This window comes from Nocardia sp. NPDC057227 (genome assembly GCF_042669725.1).
GTDB lineage: Bacteria > Actinomycetota > Actinomycetes > Mycobacteriales > Mycobacteriaceae > Nocardia > Nocardia asteroides_A.
This window is the reverse complement of the sequence record NZ_JBHUXA010000001.1, coordinates 152,055-176,448: the sequence shown is the minus strand read 5'-3', so window position 1 is coordinate 176,448 and position 24,394 is coordinate 152,055. Positions and strand designations below refer to the sequence as shown.

The 24,394-nt window shown below is 70.9% G+C and carries 29 protein-coding genes; 13 read left to right on the top strand and 16 right to left on the bottom strand.

The window, feature by feature from the left end; all coding sequences use genetic code 11:
• Positions 1-4 precede the first annotated feature (4 nt).
• The 4 genes from ACFUJ1_RS00890 to ACFUJ1_RS00875 are packed head-to-tail and all read right to left on the bottom strand — an operon-like array spanning position 5 to position 3,898.
• Positions 5-1,459, bottom strand: a complete 1,455-nt coding sequence (locus ACFUJ1_RS00890) for an aldehyde dehydrogenase family protein (RefSeq protein ID WP_378641055.1) — start codon at positions 1,457-1,459, stop codon at positions 5-7.
• Positions 1,456-2,253: a carboxymuconolactone decarboxylase family protein gene (locus tag ACFUJ1_RS00885; RefSeq protein WP_378641053.1), complete on the bottom strand. Its 798-nt coding sequence runs from the start codon at positions 2,251-2,253 to the stop codon at positions 1,456-1,458. Before ACFUJ1_RS00885 ends, ACFUJ1_RS00890 begins: the two co-directional genes overlap by 4 nt.
• A gap of 11 nt (positions 2,254-2,264) precedes the next feature.
• Entirely contained in the window at positions 2,265-3,071 is an 807-nt protein-coding gene (locus ACFUJ1_RS00880) for a mycofactocin-coupled SDR family oxidoreductase (RefSeq protein ID WP_378641052.1), read from the bottom strand.
• Complete coding sequence (locus tag ACFUJ1_RS00875) at positions 3,068-3,898, bottom strand: mycofactocin-coupled SDR family oxidoreductase (RefSeq protein ID WP_378641050.1); 831 nt, start codon at positions 3,896-3,898, stop codon at positions 3,068-3,070. Before ACFUJ1_RS00875 ends, ACFUJ1_RS00880 begins: the two co-directional genes overlap by 4 nt.
• A gap of 158 nt (positions 3,899-4,056) precedes the next feature.
• Here ACFUJ1_RS00875 and ACFUJ1_RS00870 point away from each other — a divergent pair, with 158 nt between their 5' ends.
• Positions 4,057-4,710, top strand: coding sequence for a TetR family transcriptional regulator (locus tag ACFUJ1_RS00870; RefSeq protein WP_378641048.1), 654 nt, complete (start codon positions 4,057-4,059; stop codon positions 4,708-4,710).
• Between the two features lie 107 nt (positions 4,711-4,817).
• The gene (locus ACFUJ1_RS00865; RefSeq protein WP_378641046.1) at positions 4,818-5,438 is read left to right on the top strand and encodes a hypothetical protein; all 621 of its coding nucleotides are present in this window, start codon (positions 4,818-4,820) and stop codon (positions 5,436-5,438) included.
• Here the strand turns inward: ACFUJ1_RS00865 and ACFUJ1_RS00860 are convergent.
• The 3 genes from ACFUJ1_RS00860 to ACFUJ1_RS00850 form a co-directional block, all read right to left on the bottom strand.
• Positions 5,425-6,390 carry a DUF1152 domain-containing protein gene (locus tag ACFUJ1_RS00860; protein ID WP_378641044.1) on the bottom strand — a complete coding sequence of 322 codons (966 nt, stop codon included), beginning with the start codon at positions 6,388-6,390 and terminating at the stop codon, positions 5,425-5,427. The two genes, ACFUJ1_RS00865 and ACFUJ1_RS00860, sit on opposite strands and share 14 nt — an antisense overlap.
• Positions 6,391-6,550: 160 nt before the next feature.
• Positions 6,551-6,766, bottom strand: coding sequence for a hypothetical protein (locus ACFUJ1_RS00855; RefSeq protein ID WP_378641042.1), 216 nt, complete (start codon positions 6,764-6,766; stop codon positions 6,551-6,553).
• An 87-nt stretch (positions 6,767-6,853) separates the two neighbouring features.
• Positions 6,854-8,152 (bottom strand): NtaA/DmoA family FMN-dependent monooxygenase, encoded by a 1,299-nt coding sequence (locus ACFUJ1_RS00850; protein WP_378641040.1) that lies wholly within the window; start codon positions 8,150-8,152, stop codon positions 6,854-6,856.
• A 183-nt stretch (positions 8,153-8,335) separates the two neighbouring features.
• On the opposite strand from ACFUJ1_RS00850, the gene ACFUJ1_RS00845 reads away from it, so the two are divergent.
• The gene (locus ACFUJ1_RS00845) at positions 8,336-8,872 is read left to right on the top strand and encodes a hypothetical protein (RefSeq protein ID WP_378641039.1); all 537 of its coding nucleotides are present in this window, start codon (positions 8,336-8,338) and stop codon (positions 8,870-8,872) included.
• Between the two features lie 35 nt (positions 8,873-8,907).
• Here ACFUJ1_RS00845 and ACFUJ1_RS00840 read toward each other — a convergent pair whose 3' ends face one another.
• The 4 genes from ACFUJ1_RS00840 to ACFUJ1_RS00825 all read right to left on the bottom strand — a co-directional run bounded on the left by ACFUJ1_RS00840 (position 8,908) and on the right by ACFUJ1_RS00825 (position 14,449).
• On the bottom strand, positions 8,908-10,749 hold the full coding sequence (locus ACFUJ1_RS00840) for an anthranilate synthase family protein (RefSeq protein WP_378641037.1): 1,842 nt from the start codon (positions 10,747-10,749) through the stop codon (positions 8,908-8,910).
• 225 nt (positions 10,750-10,974) lie between these two features.
• Positions 10,975-11,607, bottom strand: coding sequence for an ANTAR domain-containing protein (locus ACFUJ1_RS00835; RefSeq protein ID WP_378641035.1), 633 nt, complete (start codon positions 11,605-11,607; stop codon positions 10,975-10,977).
• Positions 11,608-11,921: 314 nt separating this feature from the next.
• Positions 11,922-13,256 (bottom strand): cytochrome P450, encoded by a 1,335-nt coding sequence (locus ACFUJ1_RS00830; protein WP_378641033.1) that lies wholly within the window; start codon positions 13,254-13,256, stop codon positions 11,922-11,924.
• 26 nt (positions 13,257-13,282) lie between these two features.
• Complete coding sequence (locus ACFUJ1_RS00825; RefSeq protein WP_378641031.1) at positions 13,283-14,449, bottom strand: spirocyclase AveC family protein; 1,167 nt, start codon at positions 14,447-14,449, stop codon at positions 13,283-13,285.
• Between the two features lie 190 nt (positions 14,450-14,639).
• Here ACFUJ1_RS00825 and ACFUJ1_RS00820 point away from each other — a divergent pair, with 190 nt between their 5' ends.
• Together ACFUJ1_RS00820 and ACFUJ1_RS00815 are read left to right on the top strand one after the other, a co-directional pair.
• Positions 14,640-15,227, top strand: coding sequence for a hypothetical protein (locus ACFUJ1_RS00820; protein WP_378641029.1), 588 nt, complete (start codon positions 14,640-14,642; stop codon positions 15,225-15,227).
• Positions 15,228-15,508: 281 nt separating this feature from the next.
• Entirely contained in the window at positions 15,509-16,057 is a 549-nt protein-coding gene (locus tag ACFUJ1_RS00815) for an MspA family porin (RefSeq protein WP_378641027.1), read from the top strand.
• Positions 16,058-16,067: 10 nt separating this feature from the next.
• Here the strand turns inward: ACFUJ1_RS00815 and ACFUJ1_RS00810 are convergent, their stop codons facing one another.
• On the bottom strand, positions 16,068-17,279 hold the full coding sequence (locus ACFUJ1_RS00810) for an MFS transporter (protein ID WP_378641026.1): 1,212 nt from the start codon (positions 17,277-17,279) through the stop codon (positions 16,068-16,070).
• 59 nt (positions 17,280-17,338) lie between these two features.
• Here ACFUJ1_RS00810 and ACFUJ1_RS00805 point away from each other — a divergent pair, with 59 nt between their 5' ends.
• On the top strand, positions 17,339-17,761 hold the full coding sequence (locus ACFUJ1_RS00805; protein WP_378641024.1) for a VOC family protein: 423 nt from the start codon (positions 17,339-17,341) through the stop codon (positions 17,759-17,761).
• Position 17,762: 1 nt separating this feature from the next.
• Here the strand turns inward: ACFUJ1_RS00805 and ACFUJ1_RS00800 are convergent, their stop codons facing one another.
• A complete protein-coding gene (locus tag ACFUJ1_RS00800; RefSeq protein WP_378641022.1) occupies positions 17,763-18,122 on the bottom strand; it encodes an Rv2640c family ArsR-like transcriptional regulator in 360 nt (119 codons plus the stop codon).
• A gap of 105 nt (positions 18,123-18,227) precedes the next feature.
• Here ACFUJ1_RS00800 and ACFUJ1_RS00795 point away from each other — a divergent pair, with 105 nt between their 5' ends.
• From ACFUJ1_RS00795 to arsB, 3 genes are all read left to right on the top strand, one after another.
• Positions 18,228-18,695: an ArsI/CadI family heavy metal resistance metalloenzyme gene (locus tag ACFUJ1_RS00795; RefSeq protein WP_378641020.1), complete on the top strand. Its 468-nt coding sequence runs from the start codon at positions 18,228-18,230 to the stop codon at positions 18,693-18,695.
• A gap of 65 nt (positions 18,696-18,760) precedes the next feature.
• Positions 18,761-19,117 carry an ArsR/SmtB family transcription factor gene (locus ACFUJ1_RS00790; RefSeq protein WP_378641018.1) on the top strand — a complete coding sequence of 119 codons (357 nt, stop codon included), beginning with the start codon at positions 18,761-18,763 and terminating at the stop codon, positions 19,115-19,117.
• On the top strand, positions 19,114-20,178 hold the full coding sequence (gene arsB / locus ACFUJ1_RS00785) for an ACR3 family arsenite efflux transporter (protein ID WP_378641017.1): 1,065 nt from the start codon (positions 19,114-19,116) through the stop codon (positions 20,176-20,178). The genes ACFUJ1_RS00790 and arsB overlap by 4 nt, the downstream gene beginning before the upstream one ends.
• Before the next feature lie 9 nt (positions 20,179-20,187).
• Here arsB and ACFUJ1_RS00780 read toward each other — a convergent pair whose 3' ends face one another.
• On the bottom strand, positions 20,188-20,388 hold the full coding sequence (locus ACFUJ1_RS00780; RefSeq protein WP_378641015.1) for a hypothetical protein: 201 nt from the start codon (positions 20,386-20,388) through the stop codon (positions 20,188-20,190).
• A 44-nt stretch (positions 20,389-20,432) separates the two neighbouring features.
• Here ACFUJ1_RS00780 and ACFUJ1_RS00775 point away from each other — a divergent pair, with 44 nt between their 5' ends.
• Positions 20,433-20,786: a gamma-glutamylcyclotransferase family protein gene (locus ACFUJ1_RS00775; RefSeq protein WP_378641014.1), complete on the top strand. Its 354-nt coding sequence runs from the start codon at positions 20,433-20,435 to the stop codon at positions 20,784-20,786.
• 7 nt (positions 20,787-20,793) lie between these two features.
• Here the strand turns inward: ACFUJ1_RS00775 and ACFUJ1_RS00770 are convergent, their stop codons facing one another.
• Both ACFUJ1_RS00770 and ACFUJ1_RS00765 read right to left on the bottom strand, forming a co-directional pair.
• The gene (locus ACFUJ1_RS00770; RefSeq protein WP_378641012.1) at positions 20,794-21,501 is read right to left on the bottom strand and encodes a M24 family metallopeptidase; all 708 of its coding nucleotides are present in this window, start codon (positions 21,499-21,501) and stop codon (positions 20,794-20,796) included.
• A 116-nt stretch (positions 21,502-21,617) separates the two neighbouring features.
• On the bottom strand, positions 21,618-22,007 hold the full coding sequence (locus tag ACFUJ1_RS00765; RefSeq protein WP_378641010.1) for an ATP-binding protein: 390 nt from the start codon (positions 22,005-22,007) through the stop codon (positions 21,618-21,620).
• Between the two features lie 193 nt (positions 22,008-22,200).
• On the opposite strand from ACFUJ1_RS00765, the gene ACFUJ1_RS00760 reads away from it, so the two are divergent.
• The 3 genes from ACFUJ1_RS00760 to ACFUJ1_RS00750 all read left to right on the top strand — a co-directional run bounded on the left by ACFUJ1_RS00760 (position 22,201) and on the right by ACFUJ1_RS00750 (position 24,384).
• Positions 22,201-22,647, top strand: coding sequence for an ATP-binding protein (locus ACFUJ1_RS00760; RefSeq protein WP_378641009.1), 447 nt, complete (start codon positions 22,201-22,203; stop codon positions 22,645-22,647).
• 175 nt (positions 22,648-22,822) lie between these two features.
• Positions 22,823-24,040, top strand: coding sequence for a PP2C family protein-serine/threonine phosphatase (locus ACFUJ1_RS00755; protein WP_378641007.1), 1,218 nt, complete (start codon positions 22,823-22,825; stop codon positions 24,038-24,040).
• Complete coding sequence (locus ACFUJ1_RS00750) at positions 24,037-24,384, top strand: STAS domain-containing protein (protein ID WP_378641005.1); 348 nt, start codon at positions 24,037-24,039, stop codon at positions 24,382-24,384. Before ACFUJ1_RS00755 ends, ACFUJ1_RS00750 begins: the two co-directional genes overlap by 4 nt.
• Positions 24,385-24,394 lie beyond the last annotated feature (10 nt).

Genomic DNA, 24,394 nt, shown 5'->3' with positions numbered 1-24,394 from the left:
GGCCTCAGCTCATGCCGATCCGGATGTTCTTGACCTGCAGGAACTCGTACAGCCCGTCCAGCCCGCCGGTGCGGCCGAAACCGCTCTGCTTGTAGCCGCCGTAGGGGCCCTGCGGCGAGATGTCGCTGACCTGGTTGATCCAGATCGAGCCCGCCTCGAGCCGGCGGGCGACGCGATGCGCGCGGACCAGGTTCGTGGTCTGGATGAAGGCGTTGAGCCCGTACGGACTGTCGTTGGCCAACCGCACGGCCTCGGCTTCGTCGCGGAACCGCATGATCGACACGACCGGCCCGAAGGTCTCGGTGCGCGCCAGCGGCGAGCCGTTGTCGACCTCGCCGAACACCGTCGGCTCGAGGTAGTAGCCCGCGCCGAGCGCCCCGCCGATCCGCTTGCCGCCGGTGAGCAGTTCACCGGCGCCGGTCGCGACGGCCTCGTCGATCACCGACAGGATGCGGGTGGCGTCGGGCTCGCTGATCACCGGCCCGAACACCACGGCGGGATCGAACGGATCGCCCACCGCTGCCTGCTCGACGGTCGCGACGAACTTCTCCACGAAGGCGTCGTAGACCGATTCGTGCACCAGCACCCGGCTCGCACACGCGCAGCTCTGCCCGGACTGCACGATCGGCCCCTGGTAGGCCGACAGCCGCGCGGCATAGTCGAGATCGGCATCGGCGAAGACGATGTTCGCCGACTTGCCACCCAGTTCGGCGACCACCGGAATCAGGTTCTCCGCCGCGGCCGCCAGGATCTTGCGCGCGGTCGCCCCGCCCCCGGTGAAGTGGATCTTGCGGACGCCGGGGTGTCGCACCAGTGCCTCGCCGCCCTCGGCGCGGGCGGGCACGACGTTCACCAGCCCGGGCGGCAGCCCGGCCGCCAGGCACAGCTCACCGAAGCGCAACGCCGCGAACGGCGCCAGTGCCGACGGCTTGAACAGCACCGCGTTGCCCGCGGCCAGCGCGGGGGCGACGCACGATCCGGCGACCACCATCGCACCGTTCCAGGGCGCGATCACCCCGACCACGCCGTAGGGCTCGCGTTCGACCAGATTCAGGTCGGGGGACTCGGAGACCGGGGTGCTCAGCCCGTGCGGCTTGTCGACGTATCCGGCGTAGTGCCGCAGAAATCGTTCGAGCACAACGGTATTGATGGCGAAGGAGATCGGCACCCCGTAGTCGTGCACGTTCAACCGGCTCAGCTCGGCCGTGTGCTCGTGCACCGCGTCGGCGAGGTCGATCAGCAGATCACGGCGACGATCGGCGGAGTAGGAGATCCACTCCCGCTGTGCTTCGCGCCCGGCTCGGACGGCAAGCTCGATGTCTTCGGCGCCCGCGAGCGCGACCGTCCCGTTCGGCCGACCCGTGGCCGGGAAGATGTGCTCCTGGGACCCGCCCGCGGTGGCGGCGACCCGGTCTCCGCCGATGAGCAACGCACCGTTCAACGTTTCGGTGGTACTCACGACTGCTCCTCCTCGGCTTCGCCGCGCCACTCGTGCACGACGCGACCCTTCTGTTCGCGGATGACCTGGCCGAGGTACGTGCCCTTCGGCAGCCCGCAGTAGGCGCCGAACTGCAGCGCCAGTTCGTCCATCTCCTCGAACGACACGTCGCGGCTCTTCAATGCCGCGTAGACGTGGGAGAGGATCGGCAGCGGGGCGTCCTGAAACCCGACGCAGGCCACCGTGAGCAACCGGCGCGCCTTCATCGGGAGTCCCGGGCGTAGCCACATCTCGCCGAAGACGAAATTCAGGATGCCCGCGCCCTGGTACGGGTTGTTCCGGTCCGGGGCGAACGGCATGCAGTTGACCTCCTTGAACGACTGCGTGCCGCGGACCAGGCGCTCTTCGGGGTCGCTCGGGGTGACCAGCGGCAGCAGCGGTTCGGGGGCGGGGACCGGCAGGCCGCGTTCGCGGTGGATGCGTTCCCACTGCTGGTCGACGACGATATTGAACCGCGACGCCTTCGGCCAGCCCGCGTAGACCGCGAAGTGCAGCACCGTCTCCCGCATCTCGACGATGGAGAGGTCGCCGCTGTTCAGCGCGGCGTAGACGTGGTCGATCAGCGGCTGCTCGGCGTCGGAGTCGGCGACGCAGGCCAGGGTGACGAAGCGCCGGTCGCGGCGGCTGAGCACCGGGCGGGTCCAGACCTCGGCGAAGACGTAGTCCAGCAACCCGTCGGGTGCGGTGGGCGGAGCGAAGGTCATGACGTCGGTGAAGGCCCGCCGCCCGCGCGCGCTGATTTCGGTGGTTTCCATGAGGTTCGCTTTCAGTGGAGCGTGACGCCTGCGTCGACCTTGAACTCCATCCCGGTGACGTGCCGGGCCTCGTCGGAGATCAGGTAGAGCACCGCGTTGCTGATGTCTATGGGTTCGGTCATGACGACCGGCAGCGCATTGCCGAACAGCGGCGCCAGGTCCGGGCGCACGTCGGTGAGCAGGGTGAACAGCGAGGCCGGGGACATCCCGGTGGCGACTCCGGTCGGGTGCACCGTGTTGACCCGGACGTTACTGGCCGCCAGCTCGTTGGCCAGTGCCTTGCTCAGGCCGACGACGCCGTGCTTGGCGGCCGTGTAGGGGGTGTGCAGCGGAGTACCCTTGAGCCCGGCCGCCGAGCTGATGTTGACCAGGCTGCCGCCGCGTTCGACCAGGTGCGGCAGCGCGGCCGCGCAGGTGTTCCAGGTGCCGATGAGGTTGACGTCGACCACCGTTCGCCACTGCTCCGGCGTAGTGTTGTCCCAGGTAGCGGCGGTGAGTACACCGGCATTGGCGACTGCGGCGTCGAGCCCGCCGAGCGCGGCCACCGCCTCGTCCACCGCCGTGCGCAGTGCCGCCACGTCGCGCACGTCGGCGACGGCGGTGCGCACCTGCCCGCCGTGCTCGCCGGCCAGCCGCGCGGTCTCGGCGAGATCGTCCTCGGTGGCGAGCGGATATTCGAGTTCGGGCAGCGACCGGCAGATATCGATGAGCACCAGATCAGCGCCCTCCTCGGCGAGCCGGACCGCGTGGCTGCGACCCATGCCGCGGGCGGCGCCGGTGATGAGCACCCGCTTGCCCGCGACCCGCCCGGTCCTCACAGTTTGTTGACGAAGCCGGCGTCCACCGGCAGCGTCACCCCGGTGATGTACTTCGCCTCGTCGGAGGCGAGGAAGGCGATCGCGGCGCTGATGTCCTGCGGCTCCAGCATGGCGACCGGCATAGGGTTCATCAGGTGCGGGCCGCCGTCGGGGTTGTTCGCCGCCCACTCCATCATCTGCGGATTGACCGCCATCATGGTGTTCACCGCCGTCGGATGCACGGTGTTGACCCGAATACTGTACTGCGCCAACCCATTGGCCAGACAGCGCATGATCCCGACGATCGCGTGCTTGGACGCCGCGTACCCCAGCCCGCCCCCGTCCATCCCGCCCATGCCGACCAGCCCGGCCGTCGAACTGGTGAATACGATGCAGCCCCCGCGCCCGCCGGCGATCAGATGCGGCAGTGCGGCGCGCGCGGTGTGGAAGGCGCCGGACATGTTCACCCCGATCACGTCGGTCCACTGCGCGAGCTCGGTCTCGATCGGCACCTCTTCCAGCGAGAGCGGCGCGATCCCGGCGTTCGCGCAGACGATGTCGAGCCGGCCCAGCACGGCCACCCCGGTATCCAGCGCCTCGCGCAGCCGGCCGAAGTCCCGTACGTCGGCGACCGCGGCGACCATTCTGCGGCCTTCGGCCTCGACCAGCGCCACGGTCTCGTCCAGCTCGTCGCGACTCGCCATGGGGTAGCTGTTGGAGGCGATGTTCGCGCAGATGTCGACGCCGATGATGTCGGCGCCCTCGCGCGCCAGCCGCAGCGCGTGGCTGCGGCCCTGCCCTCGCGCCACCCCGGTGATGAAGGCGACCTTGCCGTCCAGGGAACCCATTGATCCTCGATTCGATGCCGAGTAGCTCCGCGCCATCCCGGATTCCGTCACGGGAGCACGCCGAGCCGAGTGAAAATCTCGCTTCTAGCAGTGGTAATCTGATTACCACTCGGCGAGAGTAGCAGTATCGTCGGTGGCAAGGGAAGGAGTTGGGCCGAATGCCTGAAGAACACCGCGATGTCATGGAGTCGGTCGTGGGGCAGGGGGAGCAGCGCATCCGGGCCGCCGTCGTCGAGATGCTCGAGGCCGAGGGGTACGACGCGGTGCAGGTGCGCGAGGTCGCCCGGCAGGCTCGGGTCTCGCTGGGCAAGATCTACAAGCTCTACGGGACTCGCGACGAGCTGATCCTGGCGGCGCTGCAGCAGTGGCTGGCCGAGAATCGGTATGCCGGGCTGGCGGATTTCAGGCCCGGCCCGGGCGCCACGCTGCACGAAGCGCTCATGGGCGTGCTTCGTCCCATCTTCGAACCGTGGGAGCAGCATCCGGGGCTGTTGATCGCCTACTTCCGCGCCCGCGCCGCGAGTGGTGGGGAGTTGCTGGTGCGGCGCGGATTCGAGGCCGTTGTTCCGGCGGCCATGACCGCGCTCGAGGGTGTGGACCCGGACTTCGTCCAGGATCTCGGGCGGATCCTGTCCAGCCTGGTCTATGGGCTGCTCGGGCGTTTCGCCGGGGGGGAGATCGCGGTGACCGAGATCCTGCCGACCGTTGATCGCACGGTCTACTGGCTGACTACGGGTTACGCGGCGAGGAGTGGCCCGATCGCCGAATCAAGTGGTGGGACAGCAGCTCCAGGGCATGCAGGACAGCACTGATCTCGTCCGGGTCGTCGGTGCCGAGCGCGTCTCCGACGACGTCGTCGACGGTGCTCGCGCGCACCTCGGCAACGCGATCGGAGACGTGCTCGGCGCGGCGTAGCAACGTGCGCCTGCGGTCGCGCGGATCGGCGCGAGCCGCGACCGAGCCGGATTCGCGAAGCCTGGCGACCGCCGTCGACACCGCGCTCTGGGGCAGTCCCGTGCACCCCCAACAGCTGCACACCCTCATCGCCCACGAGCCGGTGGCGCCCTCCCTGCTCGCCGCCCCCGACCGCGCCGCGCACCTGCGGGAACTCGAACACTGCCAGCAGGTCTTCCACGCGGAAGGCTGGCGCGCCGCGCTCGCGCCGGTGGCCCGCTCGCTGGGAATCGACCCCATCGGCCAGGACATCGAGCCGGAGATTCGCCTGCCTGCGCTCACCGCCGAACGCGCCGCCGATTTCGGTCACTTCCTCGTTCACGACCTCACCGCTGTCCGTGCGGACCGGCTCGACGTCGTTGCCCTGCAACGCAGCTCGGTCCGGGTCGTTCCGGCCGTGGGCAGCACCACCCCGGCTCACGTCTTCGATCGCAAGTGCGCCGCAGAGCTGGCCGCTCTGCTCGACACCGGCATCGCGACCTTCGCCGGTGGGCACAACGGCAGCATGACGCACCCGCGCGCCAACGCCATGCGGCTGTCGGCGCTCCCGGGGTGCCGGAACGACGTACGGGTCAGTGCGGGATGAGTCGGGGCGCGCGCGGGCGGGGCCGCGACGACAGGTGAGCCTCGATCACCTGCACCACCTGATGAGCATGCTCGGTCGGTTCGAGCAGGGAGAGGTAGTCGATGGTTCGCGCCAGTGCCTGGAGGTCGACGGCGACGTACATCGCCATGAGCGGGTTCACGAACAGCTCGCTGCCCTCGGTGCGGCCGGTGGTGTGGACATCACCGAACTCACCACGTAAAGCACTCGCGATCTGGGTGTGCACGATGGTCGGGCGCAGCGGCGTGTCGGCCACCGCCTGTTCGACGGCGTCGAGGTAGGCCGCCCCTTCGGGGCTGTCGAGCGGAATGGAGAGCGCCCCGAGGTACCCGTTCTGCCGTTGCAGCGCCGCGAGGTTCTCGAGAACGTGGGCGTGGCAGACCCCGTGATAGGCATCGACCCCGAAACCGATCGACACCACCACGGCGGTGAGATCGTCCAGACCGGCCACCGCGGCGAGGCTGGTCATGTCCTCGTGCGGTGTGCCGAGACCGGTTTCGTCGCCGCGCAGCAGAATGTCGGTGCCACCGTCCACCAGCACGAGGGCGTCCACGCCGAGCTGCTCGACGAGTCCGCGGTAGGCCGCGCGCAGCGGGCGGACACCGGATCGCGGGAACGTGTAGACGACCGGTTCGCGTCCGGTGGCGGCCAGCCAGCGAGCCAGGCCGCGTTCCGGGAAGTAGACGTCGTCACCGACGGTGTCGGGGGTGACGGCGGCGACTCCGGGGAGCAGCCAGTCGTCGAGCGGGGTCCGGCCCAGGTCGCCGAAGGACAGATTCGCCAGGTGAACGGTCTTGCCGAGCCCCTCCAGGGCAACGGCGAGCGGCAGGCCGCCGTAGATGTCGAATCCACCGCCCGCCCCGGCGATCAGCACGCGCGAGGCGTCGTGCAGGCGAGTGAACAGCGGGGGCTCGGCCAGGCGATACGAACTCACCCCGTCCATCATGACCAGGACGGCACCACGGCGCCACGCGATCTTGCGTACCTTCTCGATCGTGCGAGGTGCTGTCGGCGCGGGCACCCTTATGCGACAGCGGCTGAACGAGATCCGGCGCCCGCTGGGAGCGGACGCCGGATCGTAGCGAGTCGGACCCTCAGGCCACGAGATCGAATCGGTCGCGCATGGGCGTCGCCGGCGCCCCGGGACCGGACTCGGACGTTCCGCCCTCGCCCCGCTCCCCACCGGTGGCCACCTGCTCGAACGCGCCCGGTTCGGGGTCGCGGACGGTGGGCGGGACGCCGCTGGGCTGCCCGCTCCAGAAGGTGGCCACGGCGCCGTACTCGGCGACCGCGGTGCTCCAGTTCCACATGTCGTCCCCCTTTCTCGGTCTTTCGACGGTATCCGGGAAAGGGGCCGCGGCGATACCGATTTTCCGGCCGGTGGAAGGGGGCGGGGATCAGAAGCGTTCGCGCAGCGGGATGTCGAAGGGGGTGCTGCGGTAGATGCCACGGTCGATGAGGCGGGGCACGACCTCGTCGATGAACTCGCGGATGGCTCCCGCGCCCGCCGCGAACATGAGGTTGAATCCGCCGACCGAGCCGTCCTCGTGCCAGGCGGCGAAGTCGTCGGCGAGCTCGTCGTAGGAGCCGACGAACTTGCGGTGCGTGGCTCCGCCGCGGCCGACCGCCTGGGCGACGACCTCGCCGACGGTGACCCCGGGACGCTCCTGGACGAAGGTGTAGATCGCGACGTAGTTGCCGAAGGTGCTCTTGATGGTCGCCTCGACGTCCTCCGGGCGCGGGAGCAGATGGGCGGGGAACGGTTCGCTCACGTCGCCGAGGGGGATGTCGAGCCCGAACTGCCCGAGTGCGAAGGGTGCCATGGCGGCCCAGTCGACGTGGCTGTCGAGTTCGCGCAGCTTCTCCTCGGCTTCGGCGGTGGTCCGGCCGAGGTAGGGGATGAGGCCGGGAACGGGTGGGACCGTGCCCGGGGTGCGGCCCGCTTCGATGAGCGCCTTGTCGAGGGTTTCCCGGTAGGCGGCGGCAGCGGCGCGGGTGGAGGAGTTGGTGAAGACCATGTCGGCGTGCGTCGCCGCGACCGCGATGCCCGCGCCCGACCCGCCCGCCTGCGCGATGAGCGGGCGCTGCTGGCGGCTCGGCGCGATATTGAGCGGGCCGGTGACCTGGAAGTGCTCGCCGCGGTGGTTGATCGGCTCGGCGTGGAAGCGGAGGCGGCCGTCGGCGCCGGGGCGCAGGGAGCGGTTGTCCCAGAGGCCGCGCAGGACCTGGAGGAATTCGTCGGCGCGGTGGTAGCGGGCCTCGCGGTCGAGGTGGCGGTCGAGGCTGTAGTTCAGGGCGAAGCGGTCGACCACCGAGGTGACGGCGTTGTAGCCGGCGCGGCCGTCCGAGGCCTGGTCGAGCGAGGCCAGCAGCCGGGCCAGGTTGTACGGGTCGTAGAACGTGGTCGACGCGGTCGCGATCAGCCCGACGTGCCTGGTGTGCTGGGAGATCGCGGTGAGCGCGGTGATGGGCTCGGCGGGGCCGCCGTCGAAGGCGGGGGAGCCCTGCATTCCGGGGATGTCGCCGACGAACAGCGCGGTGAACAGGCCCTCGTCGCCGAAGCGGCCGTACTCGAGCAGCCGCTCGAAGGCGCTGCGGTCGGGGATGCCGCGGGCCTGCTCCGCCTGCTGTGCGCCCTGGTGCAGGTTGAGGTCGTTGGCCACCAGGTTCAGGTGCAGGTAGCGGCGTTGCGCCATGGGAAGGGCTCCTGTCGTCGCCTCGGCGAGATCGGGACTTTTGTCAGTGGAGAATCATATTCTCCTCGCGGTTCCGGCGCCAGGGGCCGCTGTCGGCGTCCCCGGCCCCACGGTTGACGATTCGTGGCTCCGCGTCGAGTCCTGTTACGCTGCCCTGTTTTTCACTCGGAAGGGGAACGGAACATGATCAATCGGTCGGTCACGGTGGCGTGTGCGGGGGTCGTGCTCGCGGCGGGAGCGGCGCTGCTCGCGCCCGGAGCGCAGGCGCAGGGATCGCTCGGCTTCGATCCGGCGATCGGGGAGTGCGTGCGGCTCGGCGGCACCGTTGACGACGCCACCATCACCCGGGCGGGCTGCGGCAGCGCCGAGTCGAACTACGTGGTGATCGGCAAGGCCGCCACCAGCGACGGGTGCATCGCCGACCGGGACAACTTCTACGCCGAGACGGTCGACGACGTGGAGGTCGGCGCGCTGTGCCTGGATGTCGACTGGGTCTACGGCGGATGCCTGGACGTGGGCGGGGAGGATCCGCAGCGGATCGACTGCGGTGCGCCCGCTCGCGAGGGGATCCGGGTGCTGAACCGGGTCGACGGCACCGACGATGTCGCCGCGTGCGCGAGCGAGGTCGGGTCCGCTACACCGAGCGGCATTTCGTGGTCTGCGTCGAGGACCTCTGAGTCCGCCGATTGTCGGGGGCGCGACGAGTTCGAACCGGCCTGACGCCCGGCGCCGGGGAGCACCGGGCTGTCGCCGGACTACCGCGCGGCGAGCGCGTGCGTCACCAGCTCGCCCAGGATCTCGATCCCGTCGGTGGTCAGCACCGACTCCGGATGGAACTGCACCGACGCGAACCCCGGCCCGCGCAGCGCGTGCACCCCTCCGCTCGCCGAGGCGCTGCACTCCACCCACGGCGGCGGGGTCGCGGCGACGGCGGTGAAGCTGTTGTAGAACCCGACGGTGGTGCGCCGCCCGAACAGGTCGATGCTGTGCTGACTGCCCTGGTTCGGCGCGGTCAGCCGGACCAGCCGGAGCCCGAGCCGCGCGGCGAGGAGCTGATGGCTCAGGCAGATGGCGAGCAGCGGGCGGCTCTCGCGCAGCCGGTGCCGCACGAGCGCGTCGATGCGCGCGATCCGCGGCTCCGCCGTCGCGGTGGGGTCGCCGGGGCCGGGGCCCATGACCAGCAGGTCGGCCGGGTCGGAGTCGGGCTGCTCGCTCCAGCGCCGGACCTGAACGGTCAGCCCGAGGTGGCGCAGCTGGTGCCCGAGCATGGCCGACCATTCGTCCTCGCAGTCGACGATGGTGGCGGTCACCGGCTCGACCCCCGGTTGCGGGGCGATGGCGGGCTGCCGGTCGAGCCAGAACTGGGCCAGCGATTCGTTGCGCGCGGCCAGCGCCCTGCGGATCTCGGCGTGCTCGAGCAGCGAGGTGCGCCCGACGGCGGGCCGGTGCCCGGGGAGCGCGCCGAGCGCCTGGAGCACGCCGGCGAGCTTGGCGTGGGTCTCGGACACCTCGGTGACCGGGTCGGAGGCGCGCACGAGGGTGGCTCCGACGGAGGCTTTCACGGTGCCGTCGGCGTGCAGTTCGCAGGTGCGGATGAGGATCGGGGCGTCCAGGGTCTGGCCGTGGTCGTCGCGGCCGAGCAGGGCGAGCACGCCGGAGTAGTAGCCGCGGCCACTCTCCTCGTAGCGGTGGATGACGCGGGCGGCGTTCTCGATCGGGGAGCCGGTGACGGTCGGGGCGAACATGGTGGCGCGCAGGATGTCCCGGACGTCGCGGGTGCTCTCGCCGCGCAGCAGGTACTCGGTGTGGGTGAGGTTGCCCATCTGCTTGAGGGAGGGGCCGATGACCTGGCCGCCGCGGTCGCAGACGGCGGCCATCATCTTCAGTTCCTCGTCGACGACCATGAACAGCTCGTCGGTTTCCTTGCGGTCGCCGAGGAAGTCCAGGATGGCGGCGGGGTCGGGGGCGGTGCCCGGGTGGCGGAAGGTGCCGCTGATCGGATTCATGAGCACCGTGCCCGCCTCGGCGGAGACGTGCCGCTCCGGGGTGGCGCCGACCAGCGCGAGCTCGGGTGTCACGAAGGCGAAGGTCCAGTAGGCGCCGACCTCGTGGCGCAGCAGCCGCCGCAGCAGCACCAGCGCGCTGCGGACGTGGTCGCCGCCGATCCGGCCGCGGAAGTCGCGCCGGATGACGAAGTTGGCGCCCGCGCCGTGCGCGATCTCGTCGGTCACGATCTGCTTGACGATCTGCGCGTAATCGCTGTCGCTGGAGGTGAATTCGCCGCCGCGCAGCCCGGGGCTGCCCGCGGGAAGCAGGTGCACGGCGGCGCTGACCGCGGCGGTGCCGCGCTGCTCGATCAGCAGGCAGGTCAGCGCCGCGGCGTCGTCGTGGCAGGCGAAGCCGCGCTCGGTGATCTGCCGGTAGGGGATGGCGGCGAGGACGGCGGGGCCGTCCGCGTCGTCGGGCAGCGGGATGTCGGCGATGGTGGCGACCTGCCGCGCCCGGCCGGTCAGCACGTCGAGCGTGCTGCCGTCGCGGCAGAGCAGGGCGAAACAGTCGTGTTGTCCTTCGAGGACCTCGATCAACAGCTCGGACACCGGGAACCTTTCGTTACGCCTGCCCGAACGGGACCCCTGCTCGGCGAGGCGCGTCCCGATCGGGAAAGGCAGCCTCTGAGCGGAGAATTCGCACGCTGACAGTGGCGCCTACCGGCGCCACCGCCACACGTGCTGGGTGATCATGATCGGAGACCCTACAACAACTTTCGGCGGGTGTCCGCGCACGCGTTGCGCGGTGCCGAGGTGAGCGCTGATCCCTCCGGCTCAACCGGAGCCGGCGTCGCGCACGGTCAGCAGCAGGTCGTCGAAGCGGGATCGCAGGGCGGGCGGGGCGGGGCTACGCCCGCTGACCGCGGCGCAGAGCCGGGCCGCGAGCTCCTCGACCGGCCTGCCGGTCTCGGTGGCCCGCCAGGCGAGGATCTCGCGCGCCCGGTCCGCCGGGATGGCGTAGACGAGCAGCAGCATGCCGACGGCCTGCTCGACGACGGCGCGGTCGGCCAGGAATCGGGTCACCGATTCGTCGACCACCGCCATGCCGTCGGCGCGGAGGGCGGCGGTGAGGTCGATGTAGCAGCCGTCGACCCCGTCGGGGGCCGGTTCGCTGATCACGATCAGCGTGCGCACGGCCCGCTTCGCGCCGAGTACGCGCAGCCGCAGGCAGCGGCGCTCCGGTGCGGTCAGAACCTGGGTCAGCAGGCCCTGATCGTCCGGGTGCACGCGGGCGATGGCGGCGTTCTCCGCCATCTGCTCGATCTCCGCGGGGAGGCCGAGTGGCGGTGCCGCGGGTGCGGACCACCGCACCGTCCGGGTGTCGCGGCGGTAGGAGAAGCGCCCCGCGCGCAGGGATCCCGCCGCGGTGCGCTCGCCGTCCGCCTCGATGCGAGCGGTGGGGGTCACCCCGCTCACCGGGGCTGCTCGGAAACTTTCCATGCTGGGAAAATCGGTGTTGACCTGGGGGTTGTTTCCGAATTCCGGCGTGAGGAGAATCGCGGGCGCCGCGACGTTTGGGCGGTTCGACGGGGGTGGAGGCGCTATTCGCGCCCCGGAGCGGCGGTGATGCCGCCGTCGCCCCGGGGCGGGTGATGGCGCCGAGCGCGTCCGCGGGGGTGCGATGCGGAACGTCTCACCGGCGCAGCGCGACCGGAGATGTGGTCATCGGCACGGTAAGGTTTCGCGCCGCGAGCCGCGGAATCACTCGGGTGCGGGCACGGTCATGCGCCGTTCCCGGTGATCGGCGCCGCGAGGTTCCGCTCGTGCACCGCGCGCTGCAGCTGCTCGAGGGTCTCCGCGAGCCCGGGCCCGAGCCGGGGGCCGGGGGTGAAGGTGGCGGGCAGTTTGCGCATGCCCTGGATGATTCCGATGGTCTCGTAGTGCACGGCCCCGGCGGGGTCGCAGGCGTAGTCCGGCATCCGGTCGAGCACCGCGAGCAGCATTCGCTTGAAGATCAGGCGGGCGAGGTTGGAGCCGATGCAGCGGTGGATGCCGAGCCCGAAACTCAGGTGCCGGTTCGCTTTCCGGTCGAGGACGACGGTGTCGGGGTCGGGGAAGACCGCGGCGTCGCGGTTGGCCATGGCCCAGGAGAGCCAGAGCCGTTCGCCTTCGCGCAGGGTCCGGCCCGCCACGTCGTGATCGGCGGAGACGGTGCGGCCGTCGCCGGGCGCCGGGGTGAAGTAGCGCAGGAACTCCTCGGTGGCGGGGTCGAGCAGCGTGTCGCGGTCCCTGCTGAGGACGGTTCGCCGGCCGGGGTTGTCCGACAGCCACTCGAGGGAGTGGGCGGTCAGCGCCGTCGTGGTGTCGAAGCCGCCGCCGATGAGCAGCCCGAGGATGCCGAGCAGGTCGAGCTCCTCGGGCGGCTCGCCGTCGATCCGCATCCGGGCCAGCGCGTCGATGATGCCGGGGCGCGGGTTCTCCCGGATCTCGTGCAGGTTGGCCAGCAGGTCCATGCCCATCGCCATGTTCAGCTCCTGAACGCGGTCGATGTCGGGGGAGTCCGGCGGGGTGTAGACCGAGGCGTGCGCGGGCTCGCTGTAGACGGCCCACCTGTGCAGCGGCACACCGAGCATGGCGAGGGTGAGCACGGCGGGCACGATATTGGCGAGGTCGTCGACGAAGTCGATGTGGCCGGTCTCGATCCGCTCGTCCAGGCAGGCGCGGACCAGGTCGTCGATGAAGGGCTGCCAGCGCCGCACCGCACTGGGCGAGAGGTACGGGTTCAGCACCGCGCGGAACACCCGGTGCTCGGGGTCGTCCATCTCGATGATGCCGTTGCGCATCGGCAGGTAGGTCTTGCCGGAGGGGATGGTGATGCCCTGGTAGCCGCGGCGCTCGTTCTTGTAGTCGCGGTCGCTGGAGACGTGCGGGCAGCGGGCCAGCTCGAAGACCTCGCGGTGGCCGGCGGCGACCCAGTGGCCGCCGTGGGTGTCGGTCCAGGCCAGCGGGCAGCGGGCGTGCAGTTCCCTGGTGATCGTCTCGAACTCGCCGCGGTACTGCGGTGTGTGCCGGTCGAAGTGGTAGTCGGGGGTGGGCGTCGCGGGGTGTGGGTTCACGGCGGAGTCCTTTCCTGCGGGCCGGCTCAGCGGTCCTTGAACGGCACCGGCTCGGGCACCGTGACGCCATCGGGCATGATGAGCCGGCCCTCGTTGTCGATGTAGCCGGAGCCCTTGCGCGGCAACGGAAGCGCCGGATCCGGGCAGGGCATGTCCGAGCCGGCCCCGCAGATGCCGCCGTTGAAGTAGGAGCGCTCGAGCACGTCCTCGGGCCAGGGGTCGGCGTGCATGCCGAACCACTGCGCGGGCAGGTTGTAGAAGGCGAAGAAGATCACGCTGACCGCGGCGAAGATCGCCAGGAAGCGGGTTGCCTGCTGCTTGGCGAAGCCACCGCCGACCCGGTCCAGCCCGCGCTCGGCGATGGTGCGGCCCCGATCGTCGGTGAAGTAGTACAGGCAGCACAGCCCCGTCTGCACCCCGCCCCACATCAGCCCCTCGTAGACCGGCCACTGGTAGTAGGTGCCCGCGTTGATCGAGAGCGCCTGGATGGAGCCGGGGAAGCTGTAGAGCCCCATCGGCATGAGGACCAGGCCCTCCATGACGAAGTCGAAGACGAAGGCGATCACCGCGGTCACGCCGATCAGCCGCAGATTGCTCATGCCGGGCCGGCGCGCTTTGACCTTGCGCATCACCCAGCAGCCCGCGATGGTGCAGAGCAGCACGCCGTAGGCGTAGCCGGGCGCGTTCATCAGCAGCGGCTCGGCGACCTGGCGGCCCGGCTCCTCCGGCGAGATCCAGCCCGGGATGTGCGAGGACCACGAGCCGCGGTTCCACATCCAGGTGTTGTAGGTGCACCAGGTGTTGACGTAGTTGAGCAGCGGGTCCTGGAAGAACATCAGCCCCATCGCGCCGATGAGCATGCCGTCCAGGGTGATTTGGCGTTCCCGGCGCCAGGGCCGGACGATGAACCACCAGACGCTGACCGGGAAGAGGACCACGATGCCTGCCGTGTAGACGGTCAGGATCGTCTTCATGGCGGTGGGCAGCTCGGTCGGCCCGGCCGGGACGCGCTCGAAGTAGGGGCCGCTGATCCAGCGGATCCACACGTATACCTGGAGCAGCAGGATCGCGGCGCCGACAAAGGCCCAGATCTGCACGGGTTTGACCGCGGCCTGCTGCTCGCCGCCGAGCGCGGCGGTCTTCGCCGCCGGTTCTACGACGGTGGCCCTGCCCTTGTCCTCCGGTCCGCTCATCGCGCGCACCCCTTCCCCGACTCTTCGGTAACCGAACGTCCATCAAGATACCAGCTAGTATCTGCAAGACGAAGGGGAATCTGGGCGTCGCGGTCGTTGCGCAGGGCGGTCACCGACCGAGTTACGCGCGTAAACTTCGGTCGGATGGTTCGGCTGGGTGCGGCGATGGGCGAGTGGAAGGGGAGCGCGGGTGAGCACGGTGGAGCATCGGAGCCCGATCCGGGACTGGTGGAGTTACTCGCAGGGGCTGCGGCTGCGGCACCGCCTCGCGGTCCTCGCCCCGGACGCGCAGGACGTCGTCACCCACGCGGGCGGCTGGCTCTTCGACCGGGCGCAGGCGGGCTGGGAGGTGGCGGTGGTGCTCGCCGACGTCGGCGATATCGCGCCGCTGCAGCTGCTCGGCGCGACGGTGCTGGAGCTGGAGGGGCCGCTCTCGGTGCCGGTGCACCACACCTGGCCGGAGCTGCTGATCGTCGCGCCGGAGCTGCTCACCGCCGATGATCGGGTGCGCAGCGGGGTGCAGGAGTGCCTGGAGCGCGACCTGCTCGACATCGTCGTGTGGGATCAGGAGCTACCCGCGGGGTTCGACCGCTGGTTCGCCGGGGCGCACTGCCATCCCAGCGCCGCCGCCCGCGCCTTCAAAGCCTGCGCGCTCGCGCTCGGCGGGTACTCCGGTGCCGATGCGGCGACGACCGAGCGATTCCGCGCCGCCAGCGCACGAATCGACGCCGTCACCGACAGTTTCGCGCTCGACCCGGGCACGTGCGAAGCCTGTTGACGCGCGCCTCCGTCGCTCGGCCGACGAGGGGTCGCAGCAGCTCCCCGGTCCGCCGCGCCGAGGCCCCGCGGTCGGGGCCGACCGGGAAGACGGCGGCGTCCGGCCGACTCGAAAGCGCGTTTGCCCAGACCTGACAAGACCTCATCGAAACACTGTTCTACTTGCGGTTTCCTTTCCCGATCGCCGGGCGAGTCCCCGTTTGCCGGACCCCGCCCACCGCTACGATCGCCGCCATGCCATCCATCCTCACCAAGCTTGTCCTGTCTTGCTCGGTACCTGTCATGGCTGCCGGGCTCGCCGCCACCTTCGCGCCCCCGGCCCTCGCCGAGGTGGTGAACCTGGCCCCGCACGAGCTGACCTTCGAATCGCCGGACGGCCCGACCTTCGTCGTCGGGTCGTCCGACGAGAGCATCGACAAGGTGCCGCCGCTCAACGCCGCGGGCACGGTGCGCGAGGTGTACATCAGCGGGTCGTCGTACACGCGGTCGCCCGCGGCGGGAACCTTGGCCGTCGGGTACCACGTCGGCTGCGCGGTCGATCTGCAGGGCATCAACGCGGGCATCGGGCCGGACGACGACGGCGACCCGGACTGGACCGACATCGGCCTGACGGCGTCGGTCTCGGTGCGGCCGGGCACCATCGCCGAGGTGCCGCTCGCGAAGAAGGACGTGGTCGCCGGCGCCTCCGCCCGCATCAACATGCGCGACGTCCACCTGGTCATCAACGGGTGCATCGGCCCTGCGGTCATCCGCCAGTACACGACGATGCAGGTCTACACCGACCAGATCAGCGACATGGGTGCCGTGTACGGCGACCCGCTCTGGATCTGAGCGCCCGGCTTCAGGCCACCTCGCCCGCGTGCCGCCACGGCAGGAACAGGGCGCTCGCGAGCAGGACGAGCGCGGCGGCGCCGATGGCGGTGCGCGTACTGGTGGCCGCGGCCAGCACCGCGCCCGCGGCGATGAAGGCCGGCTGCACCGTCTTGGCGCTGATGGACCACGCCGTGCCGACCCGGGCCAGGTGATCGTCGTCGGTGCCGTTCATCCGGACGACGGCGAAAACCGGATTGAACACACCGGCGCAGAACAGCAGCGCCGACTCCGCGACCAGTACCACGAGCAGCCCCTTCGCTCCCGGCTCGGCGAGCAGCACCAGCCCGAGCCAGCAGCAGCGCAGCGTGCCGAACCCGAACAGCACCCGCGCCGGACCCCAGCGCGTCACCAGGCGCGGCGCGCACAGCGAACCGGCCAGCCCGGCCAGCGTCGGCAGCCCGAGCGCCAGCCCGTACTGCCAGGGCGCGAGGCCGAGTTCGCGCAGCATCAGCACCGCGAGCAGGGGAGCGGAGGCCATCAGCGCGCCGCCGAAGAGCATTCCGTTGCCGAACAGCCCGCGCAGCAGCGGGCGGCTGCCGATGTGGCGCCATCCGGCACCGAGGTCGACCCGCGGGGTGTGCGCCGGTCGCGGCGGCGCCGGGTCGGGGGCGGTGATCCGGCTGATCCCCAGCGCCGAGAGCAGGCAGCCGACGGCGTCGATGGCGAGGGTGACGGTACTGCCGAGCAGGGAGACGAGCGCCCCGCCCGCGGGCGCCCCCACCGCGGCGGTGGTCCACATCGTCGACTCCAGGCGCGCGCTCGCGTGTACCCGATCCGGCTCGGGCACCAGCGCTTTCAGGTGCGCGGTGTTGGCGGCGGTGAACACGATCGTCGCCAGTGTCTGCACGGTCGCCACCGCGCACAGCTGCCCGAAGCCGAGTACCCCGAGCCAGCCCGCCAACGGGACGCTGACCAGCGCCGCCGCCGTGGCGAGGTGCGCGCCGATCATCACCGGGCGCTTGCGCCGGAACTCGATCACCGACCCCGTCGGCAGCGCGATGAGCGCGGCCGCCACCCCCGAGATCGCCGCCAGCATGGAGACCTGCCAGTCCGCCGCGCCCAGCACCAGGATCGCGACCAGCGGCAATGCCCCCATGCCGATCGCGGAACCGGCCTGCGCGGCGGTGAATGCCGCCCACAGCTTCCGGAAGTCCGGCGGCAACGCGGCTCGGCTCGTCACCTGCGGCACCCTAGCGAAAACAGGTTTCCGCGGCGGGAGCGGCTCTCTACCGTGGACCGGTGGCAGCCGTCAGACAGATCCAGGTCACCTTCGACTGCGCGGACCCGGTGCGCGTCGGCCGTTTCTGGTGCGAGGTGCTGGGGTACGTCCCCTCGCCACCGCCGACCGGGTTCCCGACGTGGGACGACGTCGAAAGCACACGCCACGGCGCGTGGTTCGCCTGCGTCGACCCCACCGGAGCGGGCCCGCGCCTGTACTTCCAGCGCGTCCCCGAAGCGAAGGTGGCCAAGAACCGGGTGCACATCGACGTCAGGGCGGGCACCGGCCTCGTCGGTGCGGAGCGGCTCGCCGCCCTGGAATCCGAGTGCGCCCGGCTGCTCGCGCTCGGCGCGACGCGCGTCCGACTGTTGCGCGCCGACGGCGTCGACGAGTCCTGCATCGTCATGCGGGACGTCGAGGGCAACGAGTTCTGCCTCGACTGAATCAGCGGCAGCAGTTCGGGTCGAGCGCCACGCACAGCGCCGACAGTGCTTCCCGGCGCGCGGCGTGCACGGTGTTCATCCCGCGCCGCTCGGAGCCGATGAGCCCGGCCTTGCGCAGCTGGGTGAGGTGATGCGAGACCGTCGACTCCCCGAGCCCGACCGCGGCCGCGAGCTCGCCGCTGTTGTGCTCCCCGTCCGGATCGCTGAGCAGGATCGACAGCAACCGCACCCGCACCGGATCGGCGATCGCCTTCAATCGCAGCGCGATGGCGAGCGCGGTGTCCTCGTCGACCGGCGCCGCGGCCACCGGGGCGCAGCACACCGGGGCGGTCATGTCGATCACCGGCAGCGTCTTGGGCATGCACCGAATCCTACCTACCTTCTTGACATATGTCGAAGTACTGGCGCAGACTCGGCCCCGGAAGTTCTTCGACATACATCACACAACCTCTGGAAGGTGGCGGTCATGTCCCGCATCCAGCTCGCCCTCGACGTCGACGACCTCGACACCGCGATCGGCTTCTACTCCACCCTGTTCGGCACCGGCCCGGCCAAGCGCAAGCCCGGCTACGCCAACTTCGCCATCGAGAACCCGCCGTTGAAACTGGTGCTCCTCGAGAACCGCGGCTCCGGCGGGCGGCTCAACCACCTCGGCGTCGAGGTCGAGACCTCGGAGCAGGTGCACGCCGAGATCGCCCGGCTCTCCGGGGCGGGGCTCTTCACGGAGGAGCAGCTCGCGGCGACCTGCTGTTTCGCCACCCAGGACAAGGTCTGGGTGACCGGCCCGGATGCCGAACGCTGGGAGGTCTACACCGTGCTCGCCGACACCGAGCACTTCGGCGCCGACGCGCAGGCGGCGTGCTGTGGGACCGGGGCGGAGGCCGCGAGTTCCTGCTGCGGCAGCGATACGAAGGCCGGCGCCCCCTGCTGCTGACCGCGCATCGGCGGAAATCGAGCACCTGATTTGCCGCTGGATTCGATATCGATCAATATCGGCACATGTCGAATCCGGCCCTGCCGCAGGTGTGTGACTCCGCGCCGCTGACCCGTCCACCGCTGTCGGCCGAGGCAGCCGCCTCGGCCGCGGCGGTGTTCAAGGCGCTCGCCGACCCGGTCCGGCTGCGGCTGCTGTCGGCGATCGCGGCGCGGGCGAGCCGGGAGGCGTGCGTGTGCGAGATCTCGGCCGGGCTCGACCTCGCCCAGCCCACGATCTCGCACCACCTGAAGGTGCTGCGCGAGGCCGGGTTGCTGGTCAGCGAGCGCCGCGCCTCCTGGGTCTACTACCGCCTGGTCCCCGCCGCGCTCGCGGGTCCGGCCGAGTTGTTGCTGACCGAAGCGGACCAGGTTCCGGCATGACGGAAACGGCTGTCGCGCAACGGCTGTCGATGCTGGACCGGTTCCTTCCGGTCTGGATCGGCGTGGCCATGGTCGCCGGGCTGGTGCTGGGCCGGGCGTTCACGGGCCTCGGGAACGCGCTCGGCGCGATCGAGATCGACGGCATCTCGCTGCCGATCGCGGCCGGGCTGCTGATCATGATGTATCCGGTGCTGGCGAAGGTCCGCTACGACCGCATCGGCACCGTCACCGGCGATCGTCGCCTGCTCGCCGGCTCCCTGGTGCTGAACTGGGTGCTCGGCCCCGCGCTGATGTTCGCGCTGGCCTGGCTCTTCCTGCCGGACCTGCCGGAGTACCGGACCGGGCTGATCATCGTCGGGCTCGCCCGCTGCATCGCCATGGTCGTCATCTGGAACGACCTCGCCTGCGGCGATCGCGAGGCCGCCGCGGTGCTGGTGGCGCTGAACTCGGTGTTCCAGGTGGTCATGTTCGCGGTGCTCGGCTGGTTCTACCTCTCGGTGCTGCCCGGCCTGCTCGGCCTCGAGCAGGCCGGGATCGACGCCTCGCCGTGGCAGATCGCGAAATCGGTGCTGATCTTCCTCGGCATCCCGCTCGTCGCGGGCTACCTGACCCGTCGGCTCGGCGAACGCGCTTGGGGCCGGGTGTGGTACGAGACCCGGCTGCTCCCCGCGATCGGGCCGCTGGCGCTCTACGGGCTGCTGTTCACCATCGTCGTCCTGTTCGCCCTGCAGGGCGACCAGATCACCGCCCGCCCGGCCGATGTCGCGCGGATCGCGCTCCCGCTGCTGGTCTACTTCGCGCTCATGTGGGGCGGCGGGTTCGCGCTCGGCGCCGTGCTCGGGCTCGGCTACGCCCGCACGACCACGCTGGCCTTCACCGCGGCTGGCAACAATTTCGAGCTCGCCATCGCCGTCGCGATCGCCACCTACGGCGCGACCTCCGGTCAGGCGCTGGCCGGGGTGGTCGGCCCGCTCATCGAGGTGCCCGTCCTCGTCGCGCTGGTCTACGTCTCCCTCGCGCTCCGGCACCGCTTCACCGCGGAAGCGGATGACACCGGGTAGGTACCACGGTCAGTCCGCGAATCCGCTTCGGCGTTCGGCCAGTTCCTCGGCGAGGATGCGGATCGCCTTCGGTCCGACGCCGTGGATGGCGAGCAGCTCCTTCGCGGACACCACGGTCAACTGGTCGTAGCGGGTGTACCCGTGCGCGGCGAGTTCCCGGCGCGCCACCTTGCCGATCCGCGGGGTGAACTCGCTCGCATCCTGGTCCATGGCCCGATGCTAAGGCCGGCGTCCGCGCGTGGTCGGATGGGACCATGACCGAGCACCTGCTGTTCTCCTACGGCACCCTGCGCCGGCCCGGCGTTCAGCGCAGCGTCTTCGGCCGCGAACTCGACGGGCATCCCGACGAGATCACCGGCTACGAGCTCGGGCAGGTCACCATCACCGACGCCGCCGTCATTGCCGCCAGCGGCAGTGCCGAGCACCCCGTCCTGCGTCCCGCGAGCGGGGAGTCCGGTATTCCCGGGATGGTGTACGAGGTCGGCGACGACGATCTGCGGGCCGCCGACGCCTACGAGGTCGACGACTACACCCGCATCCTGGTCCCGCTCCGTTCCGGCGCCAGGGCCTGGGTGTACGTGCTCGCCGAATCCGCGAACCGTTCGTGATCGCTGATCAATTCGGGCGCAGGTCGAGCAGTTGCTCGAAGAAGCCGCCGATACCGCGGGCGCGGTCGGCGAGGTGCACCTCGAGGATCCAGTGGCACTGCTTGCCGGTGGGGTCGAGGCGGCGCATGGGGGTGTGCGAGCCGGGGGCGATGTAAGAGGTGACCTCGGTGCCGGAGATCTTCTTGTGCGGGAACTCGCCGACCAGGTGTCCGGCGATGGGTGCGGAGAATTCCCAGCCGAGTTCGGCGGCGCGGGCGGTGATCCAGGTGTAGAGCTGGTCGCCGGTGATGTCGGGGGTGCGCTCGAAGTGCTCGCGGCCCTCGTGCCAGAGCGGTTCGAGGGCGTCGCGCAGCGCGAGTTTGGCGGGGTCGGCGCCGAGGACGTAGGTGCGGCCGAAGTCGGCTTCCCATTCGGCGAAGATGGGGCCGAAGTCGAGGTAGCAGATGTCGTCGGCGGCGAGGGTGCGGTCGGGTGGGTCGGCGGCGAAGGGTTGCAGGGTGTTGATCCCGGCGCGGACCATGCGCTTGTGCCAGAAGCGGCGGGTGCCGAAGAGTTCGACGGCCAGGTCGCGTACCGCGTCGCTCACCGCGGACTCGGTGGTGCCCGGCGTGACGAGGCCGCGCGCGAGGACCTCGTCGAAGAGCGTGACGGCCTTGGCCTCGGCCTCCAGCAGCGCGGCAACACGCTCCGACTCGACGACCTCGGGAACTCCCATCCGACGAACTCTAGCCGGGTGCGAAAGACGCTCTCCCGTTCCGGCCACGTCCTCGTCGGGCACCCTGGCGGGTCCAGGTCCCGGCGACGACCAGGACACCCGAACCGGCCGATGCCCTACCCGAGCGGGTGCGGCCAGGAGAACCCGACCGTCACCGGGTGCCCGGCCCGCGCCGGGTCGTGGGAGCCGCACCCCAGCGCGAAGTCGGTGACAAGGGTGCGCACGATGTGCCAGCCCAGCCCGTTCAGCACCGGCGGCACAGCGGTGTGCGAGCTGATCAGCACCTCGATCTCGATCGCCTCCACCCGGTACTCGAAGCGCACGATCGCACCCGGCGCCGCCACCGGGATCAGCGCCGTCGCTATCTCGTGCGCGACCAACTCCAGGTCTGCGGCGGCGTCGATAGCCAGCCCCAGCCCCAATCCCAGCGATCGAGTCATCGAGCGCAGGATCCCCAACTGCTCGGGCCGCGCCTGGATCTCCATCGCCACCGTCGAACCCGACACCCGCGCACCTGCCTCCACATCGGAACCGCTCGCGCGTCCTACCCGAACGGTCCGTCCCGAATCTTGCCCCAGGTGAGCCCCCTTTCGTCCCCCCGGGGCGGTCGACGACCGCCCCGGCCGGTGTGTGGAGGTCGCGACCGCGGGGTAGCCCTGCTCCTGAGAGCCGGAGAACGGCCCGGCCGAAGGAGACGACATGAGCAGCGCGGTCGAGCCGCTACGGATCGAGTTTCCCGCCAGCCCCGACCAGCTCCCCGGGGTGCGCAGTCGGTTGCGCCGGTGGCTGGCCGGAATGATCGCCGATTCCCAGCGCGCCTACGACCTGCTGCTGGCCGCCGGGGAGGCCTGCGCGAACGCGATCGAGCACGGCCACGCCGGTGATCGCAGGCCGATCCGGCTCGAGGCGATCGTGGCGCGCGGGGCGGTCCTGGTCGGGATCTCCGATCACGGGCACTGGGTCACCCGCCCGGCCGCGCCGGACGACGACCGCGGCCACACCGAATCCCTGCGCGGCCGCGGTCTGCAGATGATCAAGGCCCTGGTGCACGAGAGCCGCGTCACCGTGCTCGACTCGGGGACCACGGTGACCCTGAGTATGCCGCTCGATTCCGACAGCGCGGCGGAACGCGACCGGGCACGGTGATCGGACACCTCCGGGAGCCATCCCGAAGGTGCGGCGCGACCTGTCGCGAGCCCGGGCTCGGCGCGCCACGCGTCATCGATCCGGTGCGAGATCGTTGCGACACGGCCCGGCTCTGCCAGGATGAACGGGTGGACGCCGACGGACGGATCGCCGCGGGCCGGGCGACGGCAGGCCGGTGAGTGCCGCGCCCGGCCGCGGGCCCGAGGATCGTGCCGCCGCCACCGTGCTCGAGGACGACGCCGAGGACCTCTACGAGCACGCGCCGTGCGGCTACCTCTCCACCCTGATGGACGGCACGATCGCCCGGATCAACACCACCCTGCTCGAGTGGCTCGGCCGCACCAGCGCGGAGCTGGTCGGGGTCCGCCGGTTCGGCGACCTGCTCACCGTCGGCGGCAGGCTCTACCACGAAACCCACTTCGCGCCGCTGCTGCAGATGCAGGGCGAGGTGAACGCGATCGCGCTGGAGTTGCGCACCGCCGACGGGCAGCGCCTGCCGGTGCTGGTCACCTCGGTGGTGCGGACCGGCGGGGACGGCGCGCCCCTGCTGATCCGCACCACCGTGGTCGCGGCCAAGGACCGCAGGGACTACGAGACCGAACTGCTGCGCGCGCACCGCGCCTCGGAGGTGGAGCGGGACCGGCTGCACCGGCTCAACCACCTGCTGCAGAGCACGCTGCTGCCCCCGGCGCTGGAGACGGTGCCCGGGCTCGATGCCGCCGCGCACTACCACATCGCCTCGCTGGACGAGGTCGGCGGCGATGTCTACGACCTGTTCCCGCTGGCCGCGGGGCGCTGGGGCTTCTTCCTCGGCGATGTCTGCGGCAAGGGCGCGCTCGCCGCGACCATCACCTCGCGGGTGCGGTACACGCTGCGCTCGGCCGCCGTCTACGCCCCCGGCCCCGCCGCGGTGCTCGAGCACCTGAACGGAGTGCTGCTCGAGGCGTACAACCCCGGCGATCCCCGGTTCTGCACTGTGCTCTACGGGCAGCTCGTGCTGTCCGGTGGCGGGGTCGAGATCACCATCGCCTCCGGCGGGCATCCGGCACCGATCCTGCTGCGCGGCAACGGTTCCGCCGCGTATCTGCCCACCGAGGGCGGGCAGCTGATAGGGGTGCTGGCCGGTGCCGTGATCGTCACGACCACCGTCACCCTGTGCCCCGGCGACACCCTGCTGCTCTACACCGACGGGCTCACCGAGGCCCGCACGAGCACCGGCGGCCTCTTCGGGGAGCAGGCGCTGCTGAGCCTGGCCGAGACACTGGCCCCGGTGTCGGCGACCGACGTGGTGGCCGGGCTGGCCGATCTGCTGCACACCCTCGGGTCCGGGGTCACCGACGACACCGCGCTGCTGGCGCTGCACCTTCCCGGCGCGGGCCGGGGGCAGCCGTGAGCGCCCATCTCACGGTCCGCACCCGCACCGACGCCGAAGGCCCCGTCGTCGAGCTCGCCGGCGAACTCGACTTCGCCGGTGCGCCGCAGGTGCTCGCGCTGCTGTCCGGGCTGTCGCTGAGCGCGGGCGAGATGTTGGTGCTGGATCTGCGGGCGCTCACCTTCTGTGATTCCCGCGGCATCACCGTGCTCATCGCGGCACATCACCGCGCCCAGGGGGCGGGGGCGACCCTCACCCTGGTCGCGGTGCCCGCCGATATCGGGCGCACGCTGCGGCTGCTCGGCGTCGATCAGCTCTTCGGCACCGCCGACACCGTCGCGGCCGCCCGCGCGCCGCGGGGTTGAGAACGCCGGA